The organism is Agrobacterium sp. 33MFTa1.1 (assembly GCF_004328495.1).
Lineage (GTDB): Bacteria > Pseudomonadota > Alphaproteobacteria > Rhizobiales > Rhizobiaceae > Agrobacterium > Agrobacterium pusense.
Genome location: NZ_CP036358.1, coordinates 1425585 through 1447175 on the forward strand (window position 1 = coordinate 1425585; position 21591 = coordinate 1447175).

At 59.0% G+C, this 21591-nt stretch carries 34 protein-coding genes; 17 read left to right on the forward strand and 17 right to left on the reverse strand.

Annotation, left to right across the window (positions count from 1 at the left end):
- Nucleotides 1–575 precede the first annotated feature (575 nt).
- The 11 genes from EYD00_RS07215 to EYD00_RS07265 form a co-directional block, all read right to left on the reverse strand.
- The gene (locus EYD00_RS07215) at nucleotides 576–872 is read right to left on the reverse strand and encodes a hypothetical protein (protein ID WP_034499053.1); all 297 of its coding nucleotides are present in this window, start codon (nucleotides 870–872) and stop codon (nucleotides 576–578) included.
- 106 nt (nucleotides 873–978) lie between these two features.
- On the reverse strand, nucleotides 979–1317 hold the full coding sequence (locus EYD00_RS07220) for a theronine dehydrogenase (protein ID WP_131258807.1): 339 nt from the start codon (nucleotides 1315–1317) through the stop codon (nucleotides 979–981).
- A complete protein-coding gene (locus EYD00_RS07225; RefSeq protein WP_034499055.1) occupies nucleotides 1314–3233 on the reverse strand; it encodes a hypothetical protein in 1920 nt (639 codons plus the stop codon). Before EYD00_RS07225 ends, EYD00_RS07220 begins: the two co-directional genes overlap by 4 nt.
- 60 nt (nucleotides 3234–3293) lie before the next feature.
- Nucleotides 3294–3662: a Gp49 family protein gene (locus tag EYD00_RS07230; protein ID WP_034499056.1), complete on the reverse strand. Its 369-nt coding sequence runs from the start codon at nucleotides 3660–3662 to the stop codon at nucleotides 3294–3296.
- A gap of 56 nt (nucleotides 3663–3718) precedes the next feature.
- A complete protein-coding gene (locus EYD00_RS07235; RefSeq protein ID WP_051674218.1) occupies nucleotides 3719–5167 on the reverse strand; it encodes a hypothetical protein in 1449 nt (482 codons plus the stop codon).
- A 17-nt stretch (nucleotides 5168–5184) separates the two neighbouring features.
- On the reverse strand, nucleotides 5185–5445 hold the full coding sequence (locus EYD00_RS07240; protein ID WP_034499058.1) for a DUF2312 domain-containing protein: 261 nt from the start codon (nucleotides 5443–5445) through the stop codon (nucleotides 5185–5187).
- Nucleotides 5442–5660, reverse strand: a complete 219-nt coding sequence (locus tag EYD00_RS07245) for a hypothetical protein (protein WP_034499060.1) — start codon at nucleotides 5658–5660, stop codon at nucleotides 5442–5444. The genes EYD00_RS07240 and EYD00_RS07245 overlap by 4 nt, the downstream gene beginning before the upstream one ends.
- Nucleotides 5657–6109 carry a hypothetical protein gene (locus tag EYD00_RS07250; protein WP_131258810.1) on the reverse strand — a complete coding sequence of 151 codons (453 nt, stop codon included), beginning with the start codon at nucleotides 6107–6109 and terminating at the stop codon, nucleotides 5657–5659. The genes EYD00_RS07245 and EYD00_RS07250 overlap by 4 nt, the downstream gene beginning before the upstream one ends.
- Nucleotides 6106–7218 carry a toprim domain-containing protein gene (locus EYD00_RS07255; RefSeq protein ID WP_034499063.1) on the reverse strand — a complete coding sequence of 371 codons (1113 nt, stop codon included), beginning with the start codon at nucleotides 7216–7218 and terminating at the stop codon, nucleotides 6106–6108. The genes EYD00_RS07250 and EYD00_RS07255 overlap by 4 nt, the downstream gene beginning before the upstream one ends.
- A 10-nt stretch (nucleotides 7219–7228) precedes the next feature.
- Entirely contained in the window at nucleotides 7229–8035 is an 807-nt protein-coding gene (locus EYD00_RS07260) for a ParB/RepB/Spo0J family partition protein (protein WP_034499066.1), read from the reverse strand.
- A complete protein-coding gene (locus tag EYD00_RS07265) occupies nucleotides 8028–8372 on the reverse strand; it encodes a winged helix-turn-helix domain-containing protein (protein WP_051674220.1) in 345 nt (114 codons plus the stop codon). Before EYD00_RS07265 ends, EYD00_RS07260 begins: the two co-directional genes overlap by 8 nt.
- Nucleotides 8373–8443: 71 nt before the next feature.
- Here EYD00_RS07265 and EYD00_RS07270 point away from each other — a divergent pair, with 71 nt between their 5' ends.
- Nucleotides 8444–9136 (forward strand): hypothetical protein, encoded by a 693-nt coding sequence (locus tag EYD00_RS07270; protein WP_034499069.1) that lies wholly within the window; start codon nucleotides 8444–8446, stop codon nucleotides 9134–9136.
- On the opposite strand, the gene EYD00_RS07275 is transcribed toward EYD00_RS07270, so the two are convergent.
- The 4 genes from EYD00_RS07275 to EYD00_RS07290 are packed head-to-tail and all read right to left on the reverse strand — an operon-like array spanning nucleotide 9127 to nucleotide 10538.
- Nucleotides 9127–9726, reverse strand: coding sequence for a hypothetical protein (locus EYD00_RS07275; protein WP_131258813.1), 600 nt, complete (start codon nucleotides 9724–9726; stop codon nucleotides 9127–9129). The two genes, EYD00_RS07270 and EYD00_RS07275, sit on opposite strands and share 10 nt — an antisense overlap.
- Before the next feature lies 1 nt (nucleotide 9727).
- Nucleotides 9728–10063, reverse strand: coding sequence for a hypothetical protein (locus tag EYD00_RS07280; RefSeq protein ID WP_034499072.1), 336 nt, complete (start codon nucleotides 10061–10063; stop codon nucleotides 9728–9730).
- Nucleotides 10063–10311 (reverse strand): hypothetical protein, encoded by a 249-nt coding sequence (locus EYD00_RS07285; RefSeq protein WP_034499074.1) that lies wholly within the window; start codon nucleotides 10309–10311, stop codon nucleotides 10063–10065. Before EYD00_RS07285 ends, EYD00_RS07280 begins: the two co-directional genes overlap by 1 nt.
- Nucleotides 10308–10538, reverse strand: a complete 231-nt coding sequence (locus tag EYD00_RS07290) for a hypothetical protein (RefSeq protein WP_131258815.1) — start codon at nucleotides 10536–10538, stop codon at nucleotides 10308–10310. Before EYD00_RS07290 ends, EYD00_RS07285 begins: the two co-directional genes overlap by 4 nt.
- A 71-nt stretch (nucleotides 10539–10609) precedes the next feature.
- On the opposite strand from EYD00_RS07290, the gene EYD00_RS07295 reads away from it, so the two are divergent.
- The 11 genes from EYD00_RS07295 to EYD00_RS07345 all read left to right on the forward strand — a co-directional run bounded on the left by EYD00_RS07295 (nucleotide 10610) and on the right by EYD00_RS07345 (nucleotide 15967).
- Nucleotides 10610–11257 (forward strand): LexA family transcriptional regulator, encoded by a 648-nt coding sequence (locus EYD00_RS07295; protein ID WP_131258818.1) that lies wholly within the window; start codon nucleotides 10610–10612, stop codon nucleotides 11255–11257.
- 289 nt (nucleotides 11258–11546) lie between these two features.
- Nucleotides 11547–11840 (forward strand): MerR family transcriptional regulator, encoded by a 294-nt coding sequence (locus EYD00_RS07300; RefSeq protein ID WP_034499080.1) that lies wholly within the window; start codon nucleotides 11547–11549, stop codon nucleotides 11838–11840.
- The gene (locus EYD00_RS07305) at nucleotides 11837–12172 is read left to right on the forward strand and encodes a hypothetical protein (protein WP_051674222.1); all 336 of its coding nucleotides are present in this window, start codon (nucleotides 11837–11839) and stop codon (nucleotides 12170–12172) included. The genes EYD00_RS07300 and EYD00_RS07305 overlap by 4 nt, the downstream gene beginning before the upstream one ends.
- Nucleotides 12169–12495 (forward strand): hypothetical protein, encoded by a 327-nt coding sequence (locus EYD00_RS07310; protein ID WP_034499082.1) that lies wholly within the window; start codon nucleotides 12169–12171, stop codon nucleotides 12493–12495. Before EYD00_RS07305 ends, EYD00_RS07310 begins: the two co-directional genes overlap by 4 nt.
- A complete protein-coding gene (locus tag EYD00_RS07315; RefSeq protein ID WP_034499085.1) occupies nucleotides 12492–12758 on the forward strand; it encodes a hypothetical protein in 267 nt (88 codons plus the stop codon). The genes EYD00_RS07310 and EYD00_RS07315 overlap by 4 nt, the downstream gene beginning before the upstream one ends.
- Nucleotides 12755–13132, forward strand: coding sequence for a hypothetical protein (locus EYD00_RS07320; protein WP_034499087.1), 378 nt, complete (start codon nucleotides 12755–12757; stop codon nucleotides 13130–13132). Before EYD00_RS07315 ends, EYD00_RS07320 begins: the two co-directional genes overlap by 4 nt.
- A complete protein-coding gene (locus tag EYD00_RS07325) occupies nucleotides 13129–13401 on the forward strand; it encodes a hypothetical protein (RefSeq protein ID WP_034499090.1) in 273 nt (90 codons plus the stop codon). The genes EYD00_RS07320 and EYD00_RS07325 overlap by 4 nt, the downstream gene beginning before the upstream one ends.
- Entirely contained in the window at nucleotides 13398–13706 is a 309-nt protein-coding gene (locus EYD00_RS07330; RefSeq protein WP_034499093.1) for a hypothetical protein, read from the forward strand. Before EYD00_RS07325 ends, EYD00_RS07330 begins: the two co-directional genes overlap by 4 nt.
- Nucleotides 13703–13966 (forward strand): hypothetical protein, encoded by a 264-nt coding sequence (locus tag EYD00_RS07335; RefSeq protein WP_034499096.1) that lies wholly within the window; start codon nucleotides 13703–13705, stop codon nucleotides 13964–13966. The genes EYD00_RS07330 and EYD00_RS07335 overlap by 4 nt, the downstream gene beginning before the upstream one ends.
- 255 nt (nucleotides 13967–14221) lie before the next feature.
- On the forward strand, nucleotides 14222–14725 hold the full coding sequence (locus tag EYD00_RS07340) for a hypothetical protein (RefSeq protein WP_034499098.1): 504 nt from the start codon (nucleotides 14222–14224) through the stop codon (nucleotides 14723–14725).
- A gap of 135 nt (nucleotides 14726–14860) precedes the next feature.
- Entirely contained in the window at nucleotides 14861–15967 is a 1107-nt protein-coding gene (locus EYD00_RS07345) for a site-specific integrase (protein WP_131258821.1), read from the forward strand.
- A gap of 193 nt (nucleotides 15968–16160) precedes the next feature.
- On the opposite strand, the gene EYD00_RS07350 is transcribed toward EYD00_RS07345, so the two are convergent.
- Complete coding sequence (locus EYD00_RS07350) at nucleotides 16161–16379, reverse strand: hypothetical protein (RefSeq protein WP_004442362.1); 219 nt, start codon at nucleotides 16377–16379, stop codon at nucleotides 16161–16163.
- Nucleotides 16380–16586: 207 nt separating this feature from the next.
- Between EYD00_RS07350 and EYD00_RS07360 the strand changes: the two genes are divergently transcribed.
- The gene (locus EYD00_RS07360; RefSeq protein WP_004442364.1) at nucleotides 16587–17171 is read left to right on the forward strand and encodes a GNAT family N-acetyltransferase; all 585 of its coding nucleotides are present in this window, start codon (nucleotides 16587–16589) and stop codon (nucleotides 17169–17171) included.
- A 191-nt stretch (nucleotides 17172–17362) separates the two neighbouring features.
- Nucleotides 17363–17812: a GNAT family N-acetyltransferase gene (locus EYD00_RS07365; protein ID WP_004442365.1), complete on the forward strand. Its 450-nt coding sequence runs from the start codon at nucleotides 17363–17365 to the stop codon at nucleotides 17810–17812.
- A 148-nt stretch (nucleotides 17813–17960) separates the two neighbouring features.
- Here EYD00_RS07365 and EYD00_RS07370 read toward each other — a convergent pair whose 3' ends face one another.
- Nucleotides 17961–18116, reverse strand: a complete 156-nt coding sequence (locus EYD00_RS07370; protein ID WP_004442368.1) for a hypothetical protein — start codon at nucleotides 18114–18116, stop codon at nucleotides 17961–17963.
- A gap of 238 nt (nucleotides 18117–18354) precedes the next feature.
- Between EYD00_RS07370 and EYD00_RS07375 the strand changes: the two genes are divergently transcribed.
- From EYD00_RS07375 to EYD00_RS07385, 3 genes are read left to right on the forward strand one after another with little or no spacing between them, the layout of a single operon-like run.
- Nucleotides 18355–19653, forward strand: coding sequence for an efflux RND transporter periplasmic adaptor subunit (locus EYD00_RS07375; protein ID WP_004442370.1), 1299 nt, complete (start codon nucleotides 18355–18357; stop codon nucleotides 19651–19653).
- A gap of 14 nt (nucleotides 19654–19667) precedes the next feature.
- Complete coding sequence (locus EYD00_RS07380) at nucleotides 19668–20387, forward strand: ABC transporter ATP-binding protein (RefSeq protein WP_004442374.1); 720 nt, start codon at nucleotides 19668–19670, stop codon at nucleotides 20385–20387.
- Nucleotides 20377–21585, forward strand: coding sequence for an ABC transporter permease (locus EYD00_RS07385; RefSeq protein ID WP_004442376.1), 1209 nt, complete (start codon nucleotides 20377–20379; stop codon nucleotides 21583–21585). Before EYD00_RS07380 ends, EYD00_RS07385 begins: the two co-directional genes overlap by 11 nt.
- Nucleotides 21586–21591: the final 6 nt, after the last annotated feature.

Below are 21591 nucleotides of genomic sequence, written 5' to 3' on the forward strand. Positions count from 1 at the left end.
AACCGTTTTTCCAACCGCGTTTATGCAAGAAAATCAGGAACATATACCTACCGGTTACCGGGTTACCATCAAATCACCATCTACGCGTATGCACGCGCGCGCGTAAAAGGGTGCAATATATGGGTAACTCGCCAACCGTCATTACAAGCCTATGATTTTGTTGATTTATCTCGGTTACCGGACCGCCAACCGAGTGGTAACCGCTGGTAACCACCCGCACCCGGCAGGGCAGACAAGCCCCGCGACGTTCACGCTATGCCGCATTCGCCCGTGTTAAGTGCCAGCGCCGGGATTTTTCCCGGCATATCGTGGTGAGCGGCCACGAGGCCGGAGCGAAGCGGAGGCATAGGCCGTGAACTGGCGCAATGGCAGGCGCTGGCACCGTCCGCGCCTCACTTGCTCCAAGCTATCGTAGCGATTGGCCACGGCGTTTCTTTTCTCGTGTCGCCTTTCCCCAATCGCCGTTTAGTGCGGCGGCGCGGACACCGCTTTTGAAGTCACGGGGCGGGGGTAAGAGAGTTAAATGCGAGGGGCAAAGGGCGAGGGAAAATGACGCAATAAGGACAGGGTGTGGGTTACGATTTCTCGTGCGCAATCTGGTTACACTTGTCCCAGTAGCGCTCACTCATCTGGACGGCCAGGCGCGCGGTATCAGCGTAGCCGAGATTGGGCATGGGCGGCGAGTGACGGAAAGGCTTGGGTGTCCATCCAACCCATTGCCACTTACCCTTTATGGGGCCATGGAATTCCTTGCGGACGCGACCGATCGGCATCCCTCCGTCGTAGCCCATCCAGTCGTAAACGGTTGGCGGGTCGGCTTTGTCGATCTGGGTGCGGATCCACATGTATTTGGGCTGATACAGGTCAGGCATGGCATATTATAGCGTGCGTGCGCCCCACGGCCAACGATCGTCAGCAGGCATGGAAAAGCCCACCGGATCGCTCTGGTGGGCTTTTTGGGCGGCAATCGGCTTATATCTAAATCGTAGCGTCTTCTGCTGCGTAATAGGCGGGCCTGCGATCGAGCTCCGCTTGGATGAACATCTCTGCAAACAGCGGGTACTTCTGCCGCATGCGGTTCTGCAGGTTTCGTATGCGCGCTTTGGATTTTGCTTCGCGGCTCCAGCGTCGGATTGGCTGTTGCGTCACCAGTTCCCAACCGATGCTGTACCCCCCGCCAGGAACCCACAGCGCCATGATTTCAGGCGGGCAACGCTCGCCTCGAGGGACCAGCATGGCTTTTAGTACACGAGGGCCAGGCGGAGGAACATCTGGACGCCGCCATGCCAAAGAGTAGCGAACCAGTTCAACTGTCACCTGTCGGCCTCCATACGTTCGTCATAGCCCGCTAGATCGACCAGGGTAACAGTCTTTGCGACGCGGTTGATCTTGACGGTTTTATCGGCCTTCGACAGCTCGCGCGGCACGATTGTCTGTGGTGCCTGCTTGAGCGCCAGCGTCCAGCCGCCGTGGTTGAATTCACCATCGGCGAACACCCGGTTGAGATTGTCATCGTTGTGCGGGATCGCCAGCGCATAGCCCCTGCAGGGCTTGCCCTTCTCGCGCAGGCCGAGGCCGATCAGCGCCAGGCGGGCGCGGGCATCCTCGATGAGCATATCCGTGCGCTGGTCGTTTTCGAGCGCTTCGATGATGCCGCCGACGGTCTGCCGCTCGCCGGCCTTGTAGGCGTCCACCTTTGCGCCCATGATCTTTTCAATGACTTCCTGCCATTTCGGCACCTGCTCGGCCCTGTCGGCCGACGTCGCCGCCTCTATGGTTTCCACAAGCATATCGAGATCCAGACGAACACCATCTGCCGTCGGATCCTGATGCATGCCGGCGTCAACAAGCCCCTGCTCACCAACGAGGAGCTCCGCGCAGGCCAGCACGGTGCCATAGGTGTCGATCGCGCGTGGATCCAGCGCCAGGCGCTGATCAGAAAGGATCTGCCGCCATTTTGGCAGAATGTGCCAGTAGAAGTCATGAAAGCCGTCCATGATCTGCCTGAGGATCATGCGGCCCCATTCCTCCTTTATCAGCGGCTGCGTTGCGTTGGCGTCCTTATCCAGCGCATTGAGGTTCAGAATGATCATGCGGGTACGGTCCTGGACACCAAGGTGTGGATGCAGGATGGCGGAAAAAATGAAGCTCGAGCGCAACTCGAACTCGGTACCGTCGCCATTCGCACCGCCGCGATAGCCCTTGGCACCGGAGTATGACTGGCGGGCAAGCTCGATGATGGCCTGCTCTTTCTGACCCTGCGCCTTTCGCTCGAACTCATCGACTGCAACCGGGCGGCTGTCCTGTCGGATATTCTGATAGATGCCAGCGGCCGTCGTGTTGGCCGTAGAATAGAGCGCGGGTCCGAAAAGCGCCCGCAGGATCCCATGCAGTGTCGATTTACCTGTGCCGGCGCCACCCATGGTGAACATGATCGGGCGCACATCGAGCGCGCCGGAAAGAAACGCCGAGCCGATCCAGCCCAGAAAAAAAATCGGATCGATGTATGGTCGTTCCCATTTCCAGCTTTTGAGATCGTGCAGGATGATATGCGCCGGGCTATCGTTGACGCCGATCGGCGTCTGCCACGGGTGAACGGTGTCGTTGTCCTGGGCGTAGAAGAACCCGTCGTAATCGCCGGGCTTGGCCGCCTGCAGCTGCCAGTCGGTTGCGCGATTGTTCTTGTCGGTTTTGATGTCGACAGAAAACAGGTGCTTGCCGCTGTGCCAGATAAATTTGTCCTGCGCCTTCCATCCGCCACGGCCGCGCACATTGTTCTGCGGATCGAAAAGGCCCTTGCGGCCAGCCTCGCCGATGATCGCCGTCCAGGCCTGGTCGCGTTGCACGCGCTCGACCTTCGGCGGAACATACCCTTCACTCCCGGGCTCGCCTTTGGCCTTTGACCAGGCTGGCCATGCCCAGAACACATAATTCACGAATGGCGAGAAGATCCGAAGCAAAGTGGGCAGATCGTGGCGGGTGATCTCCTCGAGCTCGCCGATCGCGTTTATGACATAGATCGTCTCGCCCTTTTTACCGAGCACGGTTATCGGGCAGTTCGGGGGCATGTTGTGATGCGGTGCGCCTTCCCACTGTCCGGCCTTGATGCCGTCGCGCAGCAGGTTGGCATCCGGATCGACCAACTCTTTCTTTTCGTCCAGCACCTGCTGCGCGTCCAGGAACTGCGCGCGAATGCCTTGGATACCACCCTGAATTTTCGGTTTTCTTGCCATAACTGCCCGCATGAATGAGAGGAAGCCGCCGCGCCTGGTCGCCAGCGCGGCGGGTATAGATCAGAACGTGTTTTCGTCGACGCCGGCAAAGGATCTGCACTGCTCGGCCTGATGCAGCCTTTCACGCAGCAGATAGCCCTCGAGCTCCCAGATCTTGTCACGGGCCTTCTGGCGAGCGATATCGCGACCGATCTCGGCATTGAAATTCTCAGGGCTGGCGCAGGCGCTCTCACCGGTCACCGTGAAACCGTTCTGCAGGACGAGAACGCAGACCGTCAGGCAATCAATAGCTGGATGGCTGGGCTGGTCTGGCGATCGTGCGAGGAAATATTCTCCCGCAATAACGCTATCGATATGGTCTGGCGTAAGGCGCGGTGCGTTCAGACCTTTGTCCTGCAGCTGGCGCTCGATCGCGGCTTCATCTTTCATGGCATTTCTCCTCGAGGTTCGGCCCGGCACCATTGCCGGGCCCATTGGTTGGCGGCTCAGTGCGTAGCCATCGGCCCGTCAACGAGCTCCATGTTCGTTTCGTCGATCGGCACAGGTCTTGGCTTTGGCTTCTCGGCCGCCAGATCCTCGAGGCGCTTCTTTTCAGCCGTGGCGTATTCGTCGAGGTCGATCAGGATCGACGCGAATGCTTTCAGGCCGAGTTCTTCCGCCTTTGTCAGCTCTGCGGACTGGCGGTGCTTTGTGATGACCAGGTGCTGCGCCAGGACATCCGGCGTTGCGCGCGGGCCGATGCGCCGCACCAGTTCGACGAGCTCGCTGACAGCCTCGAAGGATATCGACGGTACCTCGGCCGCCGATCCGCCGTTGATAACCACGCCGGCCGTCTCGACAGAACCATGGACGCCACGGAAGACGTCATAGGCGAACGAGTGTGAGATCTCGCGCGGATCGATATCCTTGGAGAAATTAGGTGCGGTGAGCCACCACGGTTGGCTATTCGGTCTTGATGCCGTCTCGGAACCGACGGGATCAGAATACAGGAATGTATCGACCGGACCCGCTTTAGGCTCCCCGGTATCGAGATCGACTACAGGCGACCCTGCCAAGCATTCCGCGTGGCAGGTTCCCTCGTCGATATCTGTGGCGCAGACATCATCAGCTTTGAAGGGCACGTCGCAGATCGGGCAGCAATGAACCTCCGGATCCGACGCCGGCGTGCCTGCCTTTTCTCGGGCATGCTCGAGGGCGTTGTACAGGTCATGAATAATCTCGGCCGGATCATCCATGGGGGCCCAGTCCTTAAACGGACCCTCAAGCTTTCGAACGTCGTCGATCGCTTCCATGACGTTCGAGCCGATCCTTGCCATGTCGATGAGATTTTCCGCTGTATCGCAGCCGGCGAGCTCGAGCGCCGCTTTTAGATCTGGCGAAATTTCAGAGCCAGCCGATCCTGCTTTATCTTGGCTTCCGTCGCTGTCATCGCCGGGGCCGGCACCAGGAGGCAGGCCGCCATCCCCGTTACCATGGCCGTCATCGCCAAGCTTCCCACCGTTTCCGGGTTTATCGGTTGCGGTTGAGCCAGCGGCAGTCCCAATACTTCCATCGTCCGAAGGTCCACCGGCATGATCGCCATCTGCGCCATCGCCATCCGCATCACTTCCGCCTGCAGCTTTAACGCCGCCCGCGCTCGCGGATCCTTCGCCGCCTCCGGAGAGAGCCGCAGCGTCGCCCAGTCCGACACCTTCCGGCTGCTGAACGGCCTCGGTTGTTGTGGTGCTCGCTGCGTGTGCATCTGTCAGCCCCTTGCCGTCTGCAGCGCCGTCGACGCCATCAGATCCATCCACGAGCGACGCGGTGTCCACGGCCGTGCTGTCAGCTGATGGAGGTGTGCCTGCAGTATCGATCTCAGGCGCATTTCCGCTTGCTGCCGGCGACGATTGATTTCGTGTGGTGCTTCCATTGGTCTGTCCTTTACGTTTCGACATGCTCTTTCTCCTTGTGGTTACTCCATGCCCAATGCGGCCATGTAGGTCTGCAAAATCGTCTCCTCCTCGATGCGCTGGTTGGCATCTTTGGCGCGAAGACGGACGATGGTTTTGATTGCTTTCGTGTCGTAGCCCCGGCCTTTGGCTTCGCCGTAGACATCGGCCTTGTCAGCATTGATCGCCTTGCCTTCTTCCTCGAGGCGCTCGATGCGTTCGATGAATTGGCGCAGCTCGGCGGCCGCGATCGTCTCAGTGCTTTCATTTTTGGGATAGCTCACAGCCGCACCCCTTCCTTGAAGCGGATACGGAGGCGATAGACGACAGAGCTATACTGGGGAGCAGGTCCGAATTGTGCGCAGATCGCAGCGCCAGACGAGGTGTGGTAGGTGCCTACGTATGTCTTTCCCGAGTGTCGCCAGACATTCGCCCAGACGACACGCAGGCCACGTTGATAACTGATGCGCAACTGCTCGATGCTATCGACGTCGATCATGCTGCAGCCCTCCCCGAGCTCGCAGCGCGCACAATCCATTCCATCCACCACCAGCCCTCTTTCGTCGGGCCAACGATGCCCGATTGATCGATTGAAGTGTCATGAGTGATGGACGCGCCTTGGCAGATAACAACGTGGTTGACGCCGTTCGTGCTCTGGCCAGTCAGCATCCAAGGAAGACCGCCGGAAGATTGCTCCCCGATTTCGAGGATCCGCTCGAGCTCGACGGCCCCGTCGAACGCAACGCCGATCATGAAGATGCCGTTCGCGGTCAAGAATTCCCGCATGCGATCGTTCGCCAACCCATCATCTGGACCGTTGCAGACATGTGGAACGTCGACTGGGTCGACGCAAAGCAGGCACGCGACGACGGTGCGGAAGCAATCGCCGTAGACGCCGTTGTCCGGATCATGCCGGAACAGTTGTTGGTGACGCTGAAAAAGCATCATTCTTCCCCTTTCATCAGGTCGTTGAAATCTTTGCCCAGGTGGCTGGTCATCTCAGTCAGCGGCTTTTCGGCGCGCGAAAGCTCCTCCATCACCCGTTCGAATTGCTTGACGGCAGTTTTCTTTTCCCAGTCGTTGTCGCGGGCAACGATGATGGAGCCGACGCACGGCAACCACACTGGCGCCGACGCCATCGCGCCGAGCGAGCCGGCCGCCCACACACGAGCTTCGGGAATGGCAAGGGCCAGCGAGAGCCCGTCTTCGACGCCTTCGCAGAGGATGAGCGGAAAAGGCCGCGTTGCCGTTTCCGGCGGCTCACCTTCCGGGCCGTGGCTGATCCGGATCATCGCGCCGCGCGCTTCGCCAAACATGATTTTGGCGGTTTCATCACCGGTCACGGGCAGCTTTTGCGGCCCGAGCGGCGAAAGAAATGTCATGTGCACGGCCGAGATCTGGCCGGTCGGCATGCGCATGGCCGAAAGCACGGCCGGAAACTTCGGGCCGTCCTGCACCTTGATGCGCCGGCCGTTTTCATGGCGGAACTGCGCCCGCTTCCAGTATTCCTGGGCGGCGGCAAAACGGAATGTCTGCATATCGCGGTTCGGAATGTCATCAATCGGGCAGCCGCGTGCGGCAAAGTATGCCCTGGCATGGGCTTCCGCCGTCGATCGCGCGCCGTCCTGGTAACCGCTGTTCCAAACCTGCTCGGCCTTACCCATGCGTTTCAGCCGATCGGCTTCCGCCCGCGCTTCCGCCTTGCGGCGCTCGTCATCGGCCCGGCGCTTCATGTCCTGGCGCTGCTCGGCCGTCATCGAGCGCAGCCCGAGAAAATCGCGCGACCAATCCATGGCCGCGCGGAAATCGCCGCCGGTCAGATATTGCACCAGGCCGAGCACGTCGCCCTTTTCGCCGGTGCGCCAATCCTTCCATGCGCCCGGGTCACGATCGAGCGCCACCTTGAGCTCCGGCGTCTGGTGGAAATCATTGGTGATGGGATTGTGAGAAACCCACAGCCGCCCTTCCCTCTTGCCGGTGGGCAGCAGGCGCTGGCAAAGACCCTCGATGCGGTCTTTCAGCGCCTGTTTGATTTCGGAGGTGTCGGAACGGTTCATGGGTCGCCACTCACCGCTTTTCGCCGATGGAAATCGTATTCGTCTGCAGACCTTTGTTGTAGATCTCGACGAGGGCTTTGCTCAGCGCCAGGCCGGCATCACTTCCGGAAAGCCGGCGGATCGCCTCTGCATCGCTGGAAAGGATCTGGCGGTTTTTCCCGCGCAGCTTCATCACCATGCGATCGTCGCTGATCGTGGCCTTGTTGTTCCGATACAGGCGGGCAATTGCCTGGATGACGACGCCATTCAGCGCGCCGGTATCATTCGGCCAGGCAGCGACGATCGCCTTGCACGCGGAAATCACGGCCGCATCGCCATAAGACTTGATCGCCCTGCTAACCGCCGTCACGGCATGGGTTCTGTTCGCGGCCGGCTTCAAGCCGTGCGCCTGGACGACTTCGCAGCCGGCCTCCTCGAGGACGGAGCAAACCGCCATCATGTCGGCGTCGCCAGCCTCTATGCCTGCCCAGTATTTTTCGACCGTTGAAACATTGGTGCGGTTGACGTTGACGCCCAGGAATGCGCCCGCCTCTTCGCGTGCGCCGTCGATCCGAACCACGGCGGCCGGGATCTCGGTTACACCGGGATGCGCCCGGGCAGCCGCAACGCGGTGCTGTCCGTCGAAGACGGTAAAGGTGCCGTCTTCCTGCTCGGCCAGCATGACCGGCTGGAAGTGAGCCCAGTTGAACTCCCGAAGGATCTGGGCGACACGGCCGGGCCGGATCTCGCGCTGGTAATTCCGATCGACACGGATCTTGTCCATGGCAACCCACATCAAATCCGGCCTCCGGCCGAGATCTTGCGATACGTCAGTCATGCTTCACCTCCATTGTGAGCTGGTAGCCTTTGAAGCGCTCGGAAGTGATGCTGATGCCCAGCGGCGCGAGCTTTCTCCGGAGCTTTGAGATGTGACTTTCAACGACGGCTTCGTTGTCCGGCTCGTCATCGCGCCGGTAGATTTCCTCAAAAAGTTGGCCCCGCGTAACGACACGGTTCCGGCGCTCGAGGAGGTATTCGAAGATCTGCATTTCCCGGCGCGGCAGCATGGCGAAACGGCCGCCGGCAACGACCAGGCCGCTATCAGGATCCAAGCTGAAATGATCCGGCTTGAGGCGCGCGCCGCAGGTGGGGCATTTGCAGGCGTTGTCGCTCATGCTGCACGCCCCCATTGAAAACCGGAGGGGATTTCAACTACTGTCGCCGCGCACGGGAAAAGGGGAAGTTTATGCGGAAGCACTGGGACAGATGGGGCTGGATTGTAACCGTGGTGGTTATCGCTGTCGGCTTTCTGCGCGTCGTTTGGGGGCGAGATGCCTTTTGCGGCGAGCAATCTGAACAATGCTTTCGGGAATGGGTATCTGCGCTTGGAGGTTGGGCGGCGGTGGCTGCAGCCGTTCCGACCGTCATCTATCTTGCCAGGCAAGTTCGCGACGCTGACGAGCATCAGCGTGAAAACATGAAGCTGCAATACGCGAGGACCAGGACCCTCGCAAAACAGGCCATGAAACGCGCGACAAACTTGAGGAGGTTGATTAGGTACCAGCAGGAGGAATGGGAGGGCCTTAAAGAAAACGGAGTTTCTACGGTCCCAATCGTCTATATGCGAACTGCAGCCGTCAATCTTGACGAGGTTGTTCCAGCCCAGCTTTTTCAACGCTTTGAGGATGAGATTGATGTTCCCGATGGAACCGATATCACCAGCCTCAAAAGGGAAATCAGCGCCGCACTCGAATACGTAAATCGGGTAGAGGATAGCTCCACCGCAGTGGCCCTCAACAACCCCAGGATGGAGATGGTTTACAAAATGGCGCACAATTACGCAGGCATGATTTTGGAAATAGCCAGCAGACATCTCTCCGAAACGGCCACCATCACCGGCCACAAAATAGTTGATGAAGGCACACCGTCTCATGACTGAAACGCCTCCTCGACATAGGCCAGCGCTGCCTCGATCTCCGGACGCTCGCGTTCGTCGCCGAGCTCTTTCAGCAAAAGCGAGACGGTGGCCTTGCTCACGCCGAGGGCGCGGGCCATGTCTGCTTGCGGAATATCGAGGTAAGTTACGGTGATGTAGATCGCGAGCCGGCGAAGCCTTGTTGCCCGCATCCATTGTTCGTCGGCCGTCGCCCGCCTGGACGGATCGGCAGAAAGGATGAAACCCGGCTGCACAGCGGCCTTTTGCGCTACCAGCGCCACAGCCAGGCGGTAGGAACGGATCGCAGAGGAGCGGTCAGGAAACCGCAATTCGGCCTCTCTGCCCTTTTGCTCGAGATCTCGCTGACGTTTCAGCTGCGCGATCGCCAAGCGCACACGGTTGACGGTGCGCGGCGTGAGTGGCCGGATCCCGGCCCGGATATTGTACAGATACCGCGATGCGACGCCGGCGGCGCGCAATACCTCGCACTCGACGAGCCCCGCGGATTTGATCGCCAGATCTATTTCGGCGACAGAATTCATTATCAGCCCCTGCAAGCAAAGGCCGGACGCAATACAAACCGGCGTGAACATTTCAGACGAGCGCCACCAGTTCGGGCGGCTTGCTGGTCGCGGTTTTCTGGGCCTCGCGGTGTTCCGCGAGACCGGACAAGGTCAATTCGCCGCCTTTCGACGGCGCGATGTAGATGGAAACAAAGCCGTCACGGCGCATGTAGAAGCAGAATTGCGCCCCGGGCCATTTCCGCCGCCTCGCCTCTGCAGCAAGATCGTCGATCAGCTGCAGGTGAAAGGCGCGGTTCTCGGCGAACTCAGCTGGCGGCTTGCCGCCCAGGCAAACCATGGTGTCAGTCAACCCGAGTTCGTCGGCGTTTTCGTCCAGCTGTTGGATCCAGTCTTCCGCGAGGATCATCACTCAGCCTCGCTTTCCTGGACGCCACGAAGGTCGACGAGTTTTCCGGCATCAGTGATGCGCAGCCGACGATTGTTCAGGTAGCGCTCGACCAGTCCGCCGTTCTCAAGCTTTGACCAAGTGCTGCGCATGACGGGCGCTCTTTCGCCTGCAGCGGTCAGAACCTGGTTGCGGTCGAGAACACCATCGCCTGTCCGGTTCTTCAACCACAACAGGGCGGAGAGCATCGCGGGCGTGGCTTTTCTCATTGCCGCGTCTCCTGCCCTTCATCAACGAATACAACGCCACGCTCGGCGGCGATATCGTCGATGGCAGCAGAAAGACGCCGGCGAATTCTGTTCGTCGGTTCCCGCTCGGCTTTCTTGGCACGCGACAAGGTGCCCTCATTCACATCAGCTACGCGACACAATTGCTTCTGTGAAACCCCCAGCCTCGCGCATCTTTCAAGAATTTGCGTGAAGGAATACACAGTCATTTTTCACATCCATATTGAATTTTCACATGGTGATGTGATTTGGTGTGATTGGTCAAGTGGAGTTTTGCGTTTTGAACATGGCCGTGCATCCTGCGATATCTGCGCGCATGACATCTCTGCGCGACCAGCAAATCGCATGGCTGGACCACATTAAAGATTTGAGCGGGCTGACGATCACCGAGATCGCCAGAGCGTCGAAGCTTGACCCGTCCACACTCACCCGATTTTACAGCAAAGATGAGAGCGGCCATTCGCTCAGCGCACGATCGGTAAAGAAGATCGAGGACGCCACTCGCGTCCCCGCCTACGAAACCAAGGTGAAGCCGGTTATCCAGAGCTTCAGCGAAGACGAGGCTCAGCCCTTCATCGCCATGGACGATCCGTCCGACCCTATAAGCACCGCGCTAAAGCTGACCGCGAAGGAAGCACAAAGCGTGCACCTTTGGACCCTGAAGACCGCGAGCTTGGCAGCTGTGGGCTATTTACCGGGCATGGTAGTGGCCGTCGATGAAAAGGCAGTCGCCAGGAATGGTGATGCCGTCTGCGCTCAAAAATACGACTATCGCCGCGGAACTGCCGAAACCATCTTCCGCGTGTACCGCACACCATACCTTCTCACAGCATTCATGAATGGCGAGCCTGCTCCGCCGGAAATCGTCGACGATCAGAACATCGTCATCATGGGCACTGTCGTGGGCGGCTTTCGGCTCCGCCATTAGATTGTCGCAATCAAGACATTGACGTTAAATTTAGGAGCGCTCCAAATCGATAAACTTTGGAGCGCTCCTTTTGTCACGCCATCATTAAACTGGGGAGCGCTCCGCAACGCTAAATTTTGGAGCGCTCCTTTTTCACGTTCCGCTAAGAAGTTTTTCACAACTTCATTCCTAACAATGCATATGTTAGAAATGCGAAATTCACATATTCATTTGCTTTTCACATGAAATTCATACAATCTCTCTGTGCGCGCTGATTTGCAGCCGCAAATTCACACGGGAGACGCGAAACATGCTCCAGAATTCAAATGACCGCTTCATGCAGGCGGAAGACGTGGCCGAAGCGCTCGGCCTGCAAAGGGAAACCTTTCTGCGCAAGCGCAATGGCCTCATCATCGAGCACGGCATGCCGGCACCTTTGCCCGGGCAGAAGAAACTGCGCTGGCATCGTGAAGGTATGGAAAAATGGCTTCGCCAGTATGGCGAGATCAAGGCCCACGCAATGCGCACAGCCGGATCACTTGTCCGGATCCACGTGGACCGCGCCCAGCTCACAGCCGCCTATGCGGCGGGAGCGGCGGCATGAGCAAGATCCGACACTCTGGCCTGTCCGAAGTCGACGCCCTCACGCACGAAGATCCTTATGTGCGCTGTATGGCTCGCATCGCCTCCAGCGACTTCGCCGTTCGAATGGCTGATTTCGTCAATGACGAGCTCAACCGCCACGGCAACCCGATGATGCTGCTGGTTTCGCTTATGCGCTTCCAGATCCAGACGCACGCATCGATCGCTGCGAATTTCATCGCGGCGCCCGGCATCCCAACACTTGTCGACATCTACGTCGACGAGATCGAGCGGGAATACCAACCACACGCGACGCGCACCCGCGCGGAGATGCGGAGGGAGCCGGCGCTATGAACCTGCTCACCTACAAAGAACAACGTCTCCGCAAGGTGACAAAGTGCCCCCAATGCGGATCGTACCGGCAGGAATTCTGGCGATCGGAAATATTCGAGCCAACGGACGAACGGGACGTATTCACCGGCACATCCCCCAACACGTTCACGCCCAACGGCGACGACAAGGCAGCCGCGCGCTTCTGGTGCGGACTTGAGCTGTCGATCGACGAGAGCAACGAAGTCATCTGCAGGATCCCTTGCAGAGACGCATCAAAGGAAGCAGCCGAAGATCTCAACCGTGAAATCGAAGATGACTTCGAAGGCCAGGAGGAAGCGGCATGACGATGACGCCTCTCACCGAAAACCCTGCCGTGCTGGATCCGCGCAAAAACCTCGAGAAAGCGGAAAAAGTCGCCCTCGCCTCGATCGACTTTTTCCGCCAGCAGCGGATAGTCGACGGCCGCCTGCAGGTCGGCAACAAGCGCTTCAATCTGGCAACGATCCGCCGGCTTGAAGAAAAGCAGCTCGTGCGCGGCCGCGCGCCGAACATTTCGCTCACGACTGGCGGCGGCATCGCCCTGCAGAGACTGCGGGGTGACGCATGAACCAGGCACTAAAACAGATGCCGAACCTGCGCGATCGTATCGTGGAGGTTCTTCGCGATCATCACGAAGTCAAGCATATCGGCGCTCTGGAAGACAAGCTGGAAGAAGCCCTTGAGGAGATCGGTATTGTTGATCGTCTCGCCGCAGCACCGCCAAAGCAGGAGGCCCGGTACGATCTCGGCCGACTCGAAATCCGCATGCAGGAGCTCATCGCAGAGAAGCCGACATGGGCGCGGCAGGCAGCGATCGACGACCACACCCGCATGTGGTTTGTCTCCGAGCTCATCATCCACGCCAGCGGTCGCATTCCGCTCCTCGAAATCGAGGGACTGGTGTCGCGGCAGCTGGCGGCAATGGAAGGCGGTGAAGCATGAGCAATCTGCAACGCCTTTGCGATTTCATCACCGAGCGTAAATCGGCCCTGCCGCCCTACAGCTACGAACAGCGGGCGGCGCACGAACGCGCCGTTATTGCGATCGTCGATGAGTTGCAGGCAAACGAAGGTGCAGTCTGGAAATCTGACTGGCGCGGCGCATCGATCAAGCTCGCCGGCATTCGGTCGACCTCAACCAGCAGCATGCTGTCCGCCCTCTCCAACTGGCAGGCGGCGGCGGAAAAGCGGATCGCAAGAGGTGGAGCATGACTGACTTGAAAACCTTCGCAGACAAGGTGGCAAAGGCCGCCAACCGCGCCGAGCATCTTCGGAAGGCAATCGAGTGGATGGAACCTACCAGCCGCGACGCGGTCATGACGGAGCCGAAGGTTGACGTAAGCCAAACGTGGGCCAACGGCGTGCCTGGCTATTGGCAGGCAATGGAACTCATTTCTGCCGAAATGGACACGATCGCGGAGGACATCGCCAAGCGTACACTCGATAAGGCAAAAAAGGAACTCGCCGAGATCGAGGCCATGTTCACCCGCTTCACCGAGCAGGAGAACGCACCATGAGCGCCGGCGAGACCATTCACGAACTCGAGCGCCTGGGTAGCGTCCAGGACGCGCTGATGAAGCGCCTCGAGGACGAGCTGCGCGAAATGCGCGCCGCCAGGGCTGAGATCGACGGGTACCTGCAGGGTGCGATCGCAGCAAAATCGTCGCGGACCATCATGCTCATAGAGGCCCGCCGCGCGCTCGAGGACGTCGATAGCGGCTGCCCGGTGCTGAACCTAGCACGCTACCGACGCCCGGCGCTGAGGACCGTGCAATGACGATCGCGCAGTGGTCTATGTCGATCGCGCCGTTGCTCATCGCCCAGGCGCTTACCTTCATCGCAATCTGGCGCGCCACGCGCCGGAAGCAATCACCGCCCGCTTCCCCCGCAGTGGGCGGCGATGCGGGGCCGGTACCAATGGCGGACCACCGGCCCCGCTAATCCCTCCAGTGGCTCCAGTCTCCCGGGGCCTACCTGCCCGGCGGTCTTTGTTTCGCGTGACCGCCGGGCATTTTTTATCGAGGATCCGACCATGAGCGACATCAAAGCAGAACTCTACATTCATCCAAAGCTGAAATGCTTCCGCGCGAGGATCGGCGCTGTCGCCAACACCGGCCATACAATCACCGAAGACAGCGGCCGCTTCACCATCAAGAGCATCGTCACCAAAGACGCCCTGCTTTGCTATCAGGCGAGCCGCCAGGACGCAGAAACCGATATCGGAAATGAATGGGCGGTCCTCAAAGGCCGTCACAAGGCGCAGACATCGCGGGAATTCGAGGACACCTACCGTGATGCACCTCACATCGAACAACGGATAGCGATAAACGCTCTGCGAAACCATCTCGCCGATATCGCCTTGCGCGACGTCCTCAAACCCGGTGATCGCCTTCGTGCCACCAAGGCTGAGTGTTGGGCAAGCGAGGCCTCTTTTAGATTTAAAGAATGGAGCGGTGGCTGGATCATCTCAACCGGCGGATCCAGCATCGCACCCGGATCCGTCTACAGCATCAACGGCAATATGTTTCGAGTATAAGCCATGAAAAAACCCCAACCGAAAATCCCCTATGTCACCTGGCGCAATGGTCGCCCACGCTTCGAGCCGTCGAAGACACTTCGCGATCGAGGCTACAAGGGCAAGGATCTACGCAACGAGGACGACGGCAACTGGATGACGGCCGGCCAGGCGCTGGACTGGTCACAGGAATTCGCCCGCGAGATCGAGGCCGAGCAGCGCGAGCAGGCCAGAGCGAAAGCAAGGATGCCGGCGGAAAGGCCGCAACGGATTGCGCCCGTGCTGCCGACCTATCCGCTCGAGCAGCTTTGGAAAGACTGGCTCACCCCGGAGAAAAACCCGGCGATCGCGGACATTTCACCGAAGACCCGGTACGAGTACCGCAGAAACGGCGATGTCATCGCAAGACAGATGCCCGATGTTTGGGCCGCAGAAGCCGCTGCGCTCACGAAACCAATCTGCCTTGGCATGTATGACCGCATCCGGACAAACTCCGGCCTGGCGGAAGCTGTGAACACGATGCGGCGACTGGGCACCGCCCTGCAGTGGGCCATGGATCGCGGCAAGCTTCCGGAAATGCTGATCAACCCCGCACACAAGCTCCGAATGAAAACGCCGCCATCGCGGATCCGTGCCGGCACGCCGGCCGAGATCGAGCAGATGGTGAAGGTTGCTGACGCGATCGGCTTGCCCGAGATCGCGGATATGATCGTCCTGGGCGTGTGGACAGGCCAGCGCCAGAACGACCGCCGGCAGTTCACATTCCTTGGGCGCGAGCGCGGCCGCGTCAATTTTCGGCAGATGAAGACAAAGGCGATCGTTTCCATTCCAGAAGCGCCGGAGCTGACAAACCGCATCAAGGCGATGCAGGAGCGACGCAAAAAGGCTGAGGTTGTTTCACCGCACGTGGTCCTCGATGAGCGCGACTGGTCGCAGTTCGACACGTTCAGCTATTACAAGCGCTACACGCTAGTGAAGGCGGCCGCGACCAGCGGACTGCCGGCACAAGGTCACCGCAAAGAAATCAAACCAATGCCGAGCTGCTCGACGCTCCGAGATCAGGATCTGCGCGACACGGCCGTGACCTGGCTGGCAAGAGCGGGCTGCACCATTCCGGAGATTTGCGCTATCACGGGCCATACGTTCAACAGCGCAAACGAGATCCTGAAACACTATCTCGCGATGCATCCGGAGCTTGCCGACAATGCCATGCGCAAGATGGTGACCTGGCATGAGGCAGGCGGATCAGAGAGCTACGAGTGAAGGCAAATCGGTGAAACAGTATCCTGCATGATCGTCCAACCGCATGCAGGATACATACATTAAGTGATTGATTTTATTAAAATTGTTAATTCCTTCTAAGCAGTAGGTCGCAGGTTCGAGTCCTGCAGGGGTCGCCACCGCTTTCTTGCATTCCCCACAAATGACTGGTTTGGGTTCGATCGCAGACACGGTTTCATTCCGTATTTGCGCTCCGGCGATCCTTCGCTCTTCTCCATTTCATGAGATACCCGAAACCCGGTCCGATCAGCGTGCCGCCGATAACCCATTCCACCAAGGTCAGAGGTCGCTCGTCCGGATCGTGGCCAGTCAGGTAAAGAAAGAGAAAAAACGCGATAACGCCGCCGATCAAGAGGGTGATCGGAAACAACACACTGTCGCGAAAGCCTTTCATGCGATCCACTCCCTTGGCCGTGTTGATAGGTATTGGATATGATGCCGTTGGCAAACGCCTTTTGCAGCCGCCACGGCAAGTTATTTATCGGGCGGGATTGCGCAGGGGTCGTACCATTGTAAGCGACGGAAGACGACCTACCTAGAGGCCGAGTTTAACGAGGCCGCCCCGGGGTTCCCGGAGGGGCAAAAATCAATCAGGTACTTGATGCAACTTCAAAAATTAGGTGCACCGCTTTCGACCGACCGCCTTGTCCTGCGCGAATTCACAAGAGGCGATTTCCCCGGCTATTCAGCCTACCATTCTCTGCAGGAGGTTTACCGGTATCTTTACGCTGCACCTCCAACTGGAGATGCTTTGCAAGAGCAGTTCTCGGCGATTTTGGCGGCACCATTTGAGAAGGATGGCGACACCTATCGACTGGCCGTCGAGCGAAAGGCTGACAACGCACTGGTCGGTGAAGTCCTGTTGAAGCTGGCAAGTGTTGATGCACTGCAGGGAGAGGTTGGATATATTTTCAATCCAGAATTCGCGGGGAACGGGTATGCAACGGAGGCTGTTGGCGCGATGGTCAGCATAGGCTTCTCGTCAATCGGATTTCATCGAATCTTCGCGCGGCTGGACGCTGCGAATGAGGGTTCGGTCGGCGTTGTTGAGCGCCTTGGACTGCGTCGAGAAGCGCATTTGATCCAGAACGACCGCTTCCGAGACGTCTGGGGAGACGAGTATATTTACGCGGTTCTTGCTTCGGAATGGAAATCGCGCGCCGGCGTAATTTTGCCGTCCGCTTAGGGCCGACGGCCATAATCGCGCAGAAGCGCCAATTGCGGTCATTGATTAATTGTTTGCTGTCCCCTAAAAGCCGCCCAATAGCAGAGGAGATTTATGCGCAGAGGCTTGTGATTTCGACCGCAATTTGCGGCTTCACCTGGCACCAGTATCGGTAGCCGGACCTTTTTGCATATCTTTTCTGCGGAGTTCTCATGAAATTCGAGGACGTTATCATCCGGCCTTTCGAGGCCTCGGACACAGTAAATCTCTCCAACATCTGGCTCGAAGCCTCGTTGCTTGCTCATCCGTTTATCGGCGAGCGTCGTTTGATGGAGCAAAAGGCACTTATTGAGGAACAATATTTGCCTGGCGCCCAAACGTGGGTCGCAACATTAAACGGCCAAGCTGCGGGCTTTATCAGTCTGCTCGACACTTTCATCGGCGGCTTATTTGTTTCCCCGTGCCATCAAGGCCTCGGTATCGGGCGTAAACTCGTTTCGCACGCGCTGAATTTGAAGGGCGAGCTTTCGCTTGAAGCCTATACTGAAAACGTGCAGGCGATGGGCTTCTATAGATCGCTCGGCTTTCAGGAGCTTTCCCGTCGTGCGATTGATGATGAAGGTTATCCGTTCGAAAATGCCCGTTTGCGGCTAGTCGGCTAAGGGCAACTTGTCGGGCGACACGGTAGTCGCCCGACAACCGCTTTGGCCAATCCCCGTGATCAGAATGAGCGGCGGAGGCCCACCGCTTTAGCCGATTTGCATACTTCCATCCTGCTCCTAAGCAGAACGCCTATGCCAGCACTTTGCTCTACCCCTGCCCCATCAGCGTGAAATAGCCCCATGCGGCCGCGAAAAACAATATGACAGCCGCAACCGTCAATGCCCTCTTCGCTTTTGGCCCGAGCGGTTCGCGCGGCTTCTTCGGCGGCACCGGTTTGCGGAACTTCACCACATTGTCGTTCATTTCATCATCGTCCTGAATGTCGCTGCTGAAACCTCTGCCGCATCTGTGGCATCGGCTTTTCGAATACCTATCTCTAGCAGACCAGAACTATCATAAATATTACCAAGTTTTCACTTCACCCTTGGGGCAAGCTATGTCACTTCCCACAATCAGAGGAATATAACGGCGACAGACGGACGAACAAACCGGAGAGCGGCGGCAACTCTCTGTAGTATTTTGAACTTTGCGGGTGACGAGAATGAATGACGCCAATACCAGTGGCAGCGATACCAAAAACAGCCAGCCCGATCTGCGCGAGATTTTGGGGACGACCAGAAACGGCCGCAAGAAAAAGTCGCGTCGGTTCCTCTATGTGGCAGCAGCCATTGTGCTGATTGGCGGCGGTCTTGGTTATTATTACCAGTCACGCGCAGGCGGTGTGGCTTATAGCTACACCACGGAAGCAGCGCGTCAGGGCGATCTCTCGGTCATCGTCACCTCCACCGGCTCGGTTCAGCCGACGGATCAGGTTGATATATCGAGCGAACTGTCCGGCACGGTGCGCAAGGTCAACGTCACCTACAACACCCCGGTCAAGGCCGGAGACGTTCTGGCGGAGCTGGATACCAACAAGCTGGAAGCCGACGTGCAGAGCGCCCGCGCCAAGCTCGCTTCCGCCAAGGCCAATGTGCTGAAGGCCCGCGCGGACCTTGGCTCGGCAAAGACATCCATGGAGCGCCTGCGATCCCTGGTTCAGAACCGCGTCTCCAGCCAGCAGGATCTGGACGCCGCGCAGTTCACCCATGATGCGGCGGCCGCAACGCTTGAGGTTAATGAGGCGACCGTGCTGTCGGCGGAAGCCGATCTGCGGCTCGCCGAGGTCAATCTGGGCAAGGCCAAGATCGTTTCGCCGATCGATGGCGTTATCCTCACCCGCAGCGTCGATCCCGGCGCCACGGTCGCCTCCTCGCTCAATGCCCCTGTTCTCTTCACCATCGCCGGCGATCTGCGCCACATGGAGCTGCAGGTCTCGGTGGATGAGGCCGATGTCGGCAAGGTGGAAACCGGGCAGAAGGCCACATTCAACGTCGATGCCTATCCCGACCGCAGCTTCCCGGCCGAGATCGAGACCGTGCGCTTCGCCTCGGAAACCGTATCCAACGTGGTGACCTATAAGGGCATATTGACGGTCGACAATGCAGAACTGCTGCTTCGCCCCGGCATGACGGCAACGGCCAATATCATCGTTGAAGAGATCAAGGACGCCCTGCTGGTACCCAATTCCGCGCTTCGTTATACACCGCCGCGCGAATCCGCTTCGCGTGGGGGCGGGTTGATGAGCCTGTTCCGACCGCCCCGCATGGGCCGCCCGCAAAACCGCGATGCCGGCCAGGCCGCCCAGGGTAAAAGGACGGTCTGGGTGCTGCGCAACAACAATCCGCTTTCCGTCGCAATCGAAACTGGCTCCACCGACGGCCAGCATACCGTGGTGAAATCTGGCGAATTAAAAGCCGATGACCAGGTAATTACCGACGCAACGGCCCGTAACGCCGGCTGACGGAGGACAAGCGCATGCAACAGCCGCCGCTCATCGAGTTCCGTGATGTCGTGAAGCAATATGGTCGCGGCGAAGCGACGATCCGCGCGCTCGACGGCGTCAGCCTGTCGATCCGCGAGAAGGAATTCGTCGCCATCATGGGACCGTCGGGATCGGGCAAATCCACCTCGATGAACATCATCGGCTGTCTGGACGTCCCATCGGCTGGCGAATATCTCTTCCAGGGCGTGCCGACCAGCGGCTTCGATAACGAACATCTGACGCTCTTGCGCCGGCACATGCTCGGTTTCGTGTTTCAGGGCTTTAACCTTCTCTCCCGCACCTCTGCGGTGGAAAATGTCGAACTGCCGCTGATCTATCGGGGCATGAAGGCTTCGGAACGGCGTGAGCGCGCCATGGAGGCGCTGGCACAGGTGGGACTGAAAGGTCGCGAAGATCACACCACGCAGGAGCTTTCCGGCGGCCAGCAGCAGCGTGTGGCCATTGCCCGCGCCATCGTCACCCGCCCGGCCCTGCTTCTGGCCGACGAGCCGACCGGCAATCTCGATACGAAGACGAGCGTCGAAATCATGGAACTGATAACTTCGCTCAATCGCGACAAGGGCATCACCGTCGTCATGGTAACCCATGAGGAGGATATCGCCGCTTATGCCGGGCGCCTGCTGCGTTTTGTCGACGGCCACCTCGCCTCCGACAGCGCCGCGGATCATAAGGAGACATTGGATGTTCTTTGAAACATCGCGTCTTGCGCTCCGCGCCATCAGCCGCAACCTGTTGCGCTCCTTCCTCACCGTGCTCGGCGTCGTCATTGGTGTGGCCGCCGTCATTGCCATGGTCACCATCGGCAACGGTACGACCGAGCAGGTAAAATCGGAATTGTCACGGCTCGGCACCAACATGCTGTTCGTGCGCCCCGGCCAGTTCGGCCCCGGCCGCGCCAGCACTGAAGCCAAGCGCTTCGATGACCGCGATGTCGAGGCGATCCGAAACCAGATATCAGGCATACGCGCCGTCGCACCGCAGAACCGCAGTTCCGCAGCAACCGTCATTTTCGGCGGCAAGAACCACCAGACAAGCGTCATCGGCACCACCAATGATTACCTGATCGCCCAGGACTGGACGATCGCGCTGGGCCGTGACTTCCAGCCCGCCGAAGATCGCGGCGGTCAGATCGGCTGCATCATCGGCGAAACCGTGCGTCAGGAACTGTTCGGTGCGGAAAACCCTGTGGGACAGACGATCCGCGTCAGCAACATCTCCTGCCCCGTCATCGGCGTTCTCGCCCGCAAAGGCCAGTCCGGCCTCGGCGACGATCAGGACGACACGATCATCATGCCGCTCAAAATCCACCAGCGGCGCATTGGCGGCACCACCACCATTTCCTCGATCATGGTTTCGGCGCAGGATGGCGTTTCCACCGCCAAGGTGCAGAGCGACCTGCAAAACCTGCTGCGCGAGCGTCGCCGCATCAACATCGGCCGCGAGGATGATTTTACTGTCAACGACATGACGCAGATCGCTTCCGCCATGACCGGCACGACGACGCTTCTCACCGGACTTCTCGGCGCGGTCGCCGCCGTCAGCCTTCTCGTGGGCGGCATCGGCATCATGAACATCATGCTGGTCTCGGTAACAGAGCGCACGCGTGAGATCGGCATTCGGCTTGCCATCGGCGCATTGGAAAAACAGGTGCTGACACAGTTTCTGGTGGAAGCGGTGATGCTCTCGGCCTTCGGCGGCATCGTCGGCATCCTCACCGGCCTCGGCCTCGCCTACGCGGTCGTCAGCTTCCTCAACGTGCCTTTCGTCACCAGCCCATCGATCATCTTCCTCGCCTTCGCCTTTTCAGCCGCCATCGGCGTGATTTTCGGCTATTTTCCCGCGCGACGTGCGGCGAGTCTCAGCCCGATCGAAGCCCTGAGACACGAGTGATCAATC

Excerpts from the sequence above, each read along its gene's own strand:
- EYD00_RS07215 (WP_034499053.1), bottom strand. The coding sequence starts at position 872 with ATGCCTGACCTGTATCAGCCCAAATACATGTGGATCCGCACCCAGATC.
- EYD00_RS07225 (WP_034499055.1), bottom strand. The coding sequence starts at position 3,233 with ATGGCAAGAAAACCGAAAATTCAGGGTGGTATCCAAGGCATTCGCGCG.
- EYD00_RS07230 (WP_034499056.1), bottom strand. The coding sequence starts at position 3,662 with ATGAAAGATGAAGCCGCGATCGAGCGCCAGCTGCAGGACAAAGGTCTG.
- EYD00_RS07235 (WP_051674218.1), bottom strand. The coding sequence starts at position 5,167 with ATGTCGAAACGTAAAGGACAGACCAATGGAAGCACCACACGAAATCAA.
- EYD00_RS07245 (WP_034499060.1), bottom strand. The coding sequence starts at position 5,660 with ATGATCGACGTCGATAGCATCGAGCAGTTGCGCATCAGTTATCAACGT.
- EYD00_RS07250 (WP_131258810.1), bottom strand. The coding sequence starts at position 6,109 with ATGATGCTTTTTCAGCGTCACCAACAACTGTTCCGGCATGATCCGGAC.
- EYD00_RS07255 (WP_034499063.1), bottom strand. The coding sequence starts at position 7,218 with ATGAACCGTTCCGACACCTCCGAAATCAAACAGGCGCTGAAAGACCGC.
- EYD00_RS07260 (WP_034499066.1), bottom strand. The coding sequence starts at position 8,035 with ATGACTGACGTATCGCAAGATCTCGGCCGGAGGCCGGATTTGATGTGG.
- EYD00_RS07265 (WP_051674220.1), bottom strand. The coding sequence starts at position 8,372 with ATGAGCGACAACGCCTGCAAATGCCCCACCTGCGGCGCGCGCCTCAAG.
- EYD00_RS07270 (WP_034499069.1), top strand. The coding sequence starts at position 8,444 with ATGCGGAAGCACTGGGACAGATGGGGCTGGATTGTAACCGTGGTGGTT.
- EYD00_RS07275 (WP_131258813.1), bottom strand. The coding sequence starts at position 9,726 with ATGTTCACGCCGGTTTGTATTGCGTCCGGCCTTTGCTTGCAGGGGCTG.
- EYD00_RS07280 (WP_034499072.1), bottom strand. The coding sequence starts at position 10,063 with ATGATCCTCGCGGAAGACTGGATCCAACAGCTGGACGAAAACGCCGAC.
- EYD00_RS07285 (WP_034499074.1), bottom strand. The coding sequence starts at position 10,311 with ATGAGAAAAGCCACGCCCGCGATGCTCTCCGCCCTGTTGTGGTTGAAG.
- EYD00_RS07290 (WP_131258815.1), bottom strand. The coding sequence starts at position 10,538 with ATGACTGTGTATTCCTTCACGCAAATTCTTGAAAGATGCGCGAGGCTG.
- EYD00_RS07300 (WP_034499080.1), top strand. The coding sequence starts at position 11,547 with ATGCTCCAGAATTCAAATGACCGCTTCATGCAGGCGGAAGACGTGGCC.
- EYD00_RS07305 (WP_051674222.1), top strand. The coding sequence starts at position 11,837 with ATGAGCAAGATCCGACACTCTGGCCTGTCCGAAGTCGACGCCCTCACG.
- EYD00_RS07310 (WP_034499082.1), top strand. The coding sequence starts at position 12,169 with ATGAACCTGCTCACCTACAAAGAACAACGTCTCCGCAAGGTGACAAAG.
- EYD00_RS07315 (WP_034499085.1), top strand. The coding sequence starts at position 12,492 with ATGACGATGACGCCTCTCACCGAAAACCCTGCCGTGCTGGATCCGCGC.
- EYD00_RS07320 (WP_034499087.1), top strand. The coding sequence starts at position 12,755 with ATGAACCAGGCACTAAAACAGATGCCGAACCTGCGCGATCGTATCGTG.
- EYD00_RS07325 (WP_034499090.1), top strand. The coding sequence starts at position 13,129 with ATGAGCAATCTGCAACGCCTTTGCGATTTCATCACCGAGCGTAAATCG.
- EYD00_RS07330 (WP_034499093.1), top strand. The coding sequence starts at position 13,398 with ATGACTGACTTGAAAACCTTCGCAGACAAGGTGGCAAAGGCCGCCAAC.
- EYD00_RS07335 (WP_034499096.1), top strand. The coding sequence starts at position 13,703 with ATGAGCGCCGGCGAGACCATTCACGAACTCGAGCGCCTGGGTAGCGTC.
- EYD00_RS07340 (WP_034499098.1), top strand. The coding sequence starts at position 14,222 with ATGAGCGACATCAAAGCAGAACTCTACATTCATCCAAAGCTGAAATGC.
- EYD00_RS07345 (WP_131258821.1), top strand. The coding sequence starts at position 14,861 with ATGACGGCCGGCCAGGCGCTGGACTGGTCACAGGAATTCGCCCGCGAG.
- EYD00_RS07350 (WP_004442362.1), bottom strand. The coding sequence starts at position 16,379 with ATGAAAGGCTTTCGCGACAGTGTGTTGTTTCCGATCACCCTCTTGATC.
- EYD00_RS07360 (WP_004442364.1), top strand. The coding sequence starts at position 16,587 with ATGCAACTTCAAAAATTAGGTGCACCGCTTTCGACCGACCGCCTTGTC.
- EYD00_RS07365 (WP_004442365.1), top strand. The coding sequence starts at position 17,363 with ATGAAATTCGAGGACGTTATCATCCGGCCTTTCGAGGCCTCGGACACA.
- EYD00_RS07370 (WP_004442368.1), bottom strand. The coding sequence starts at position 18,116 with ATGAACGACAATGTGGTGAAGTTCCGCAAACCGGTGCCGCCGAAGAAG.
- EYD00_RS07375 (WP_004442370.1), top strand. The coding sequence starts at position 18,355 with ATGAATGACGCCAATACCAGTGGCAGCGATACCAAAAACAGCCAGCCC.
- EYD00_RS07380 (WP_004442374.1), top strand. The coding sequence starts at position 19,668 with ATGCAACAGCCGCCGCTCATCGAGTTCCGTGATGTCGTGAAGCAATAT.
- EYD00_RS07385 (WP_004442376.1), top strand. The coding sequence starts at position 20,377 with ATGTTCTTTGAAACATCGCGTCTTGCGCTCCGCGCCATCAGCCGCAAC.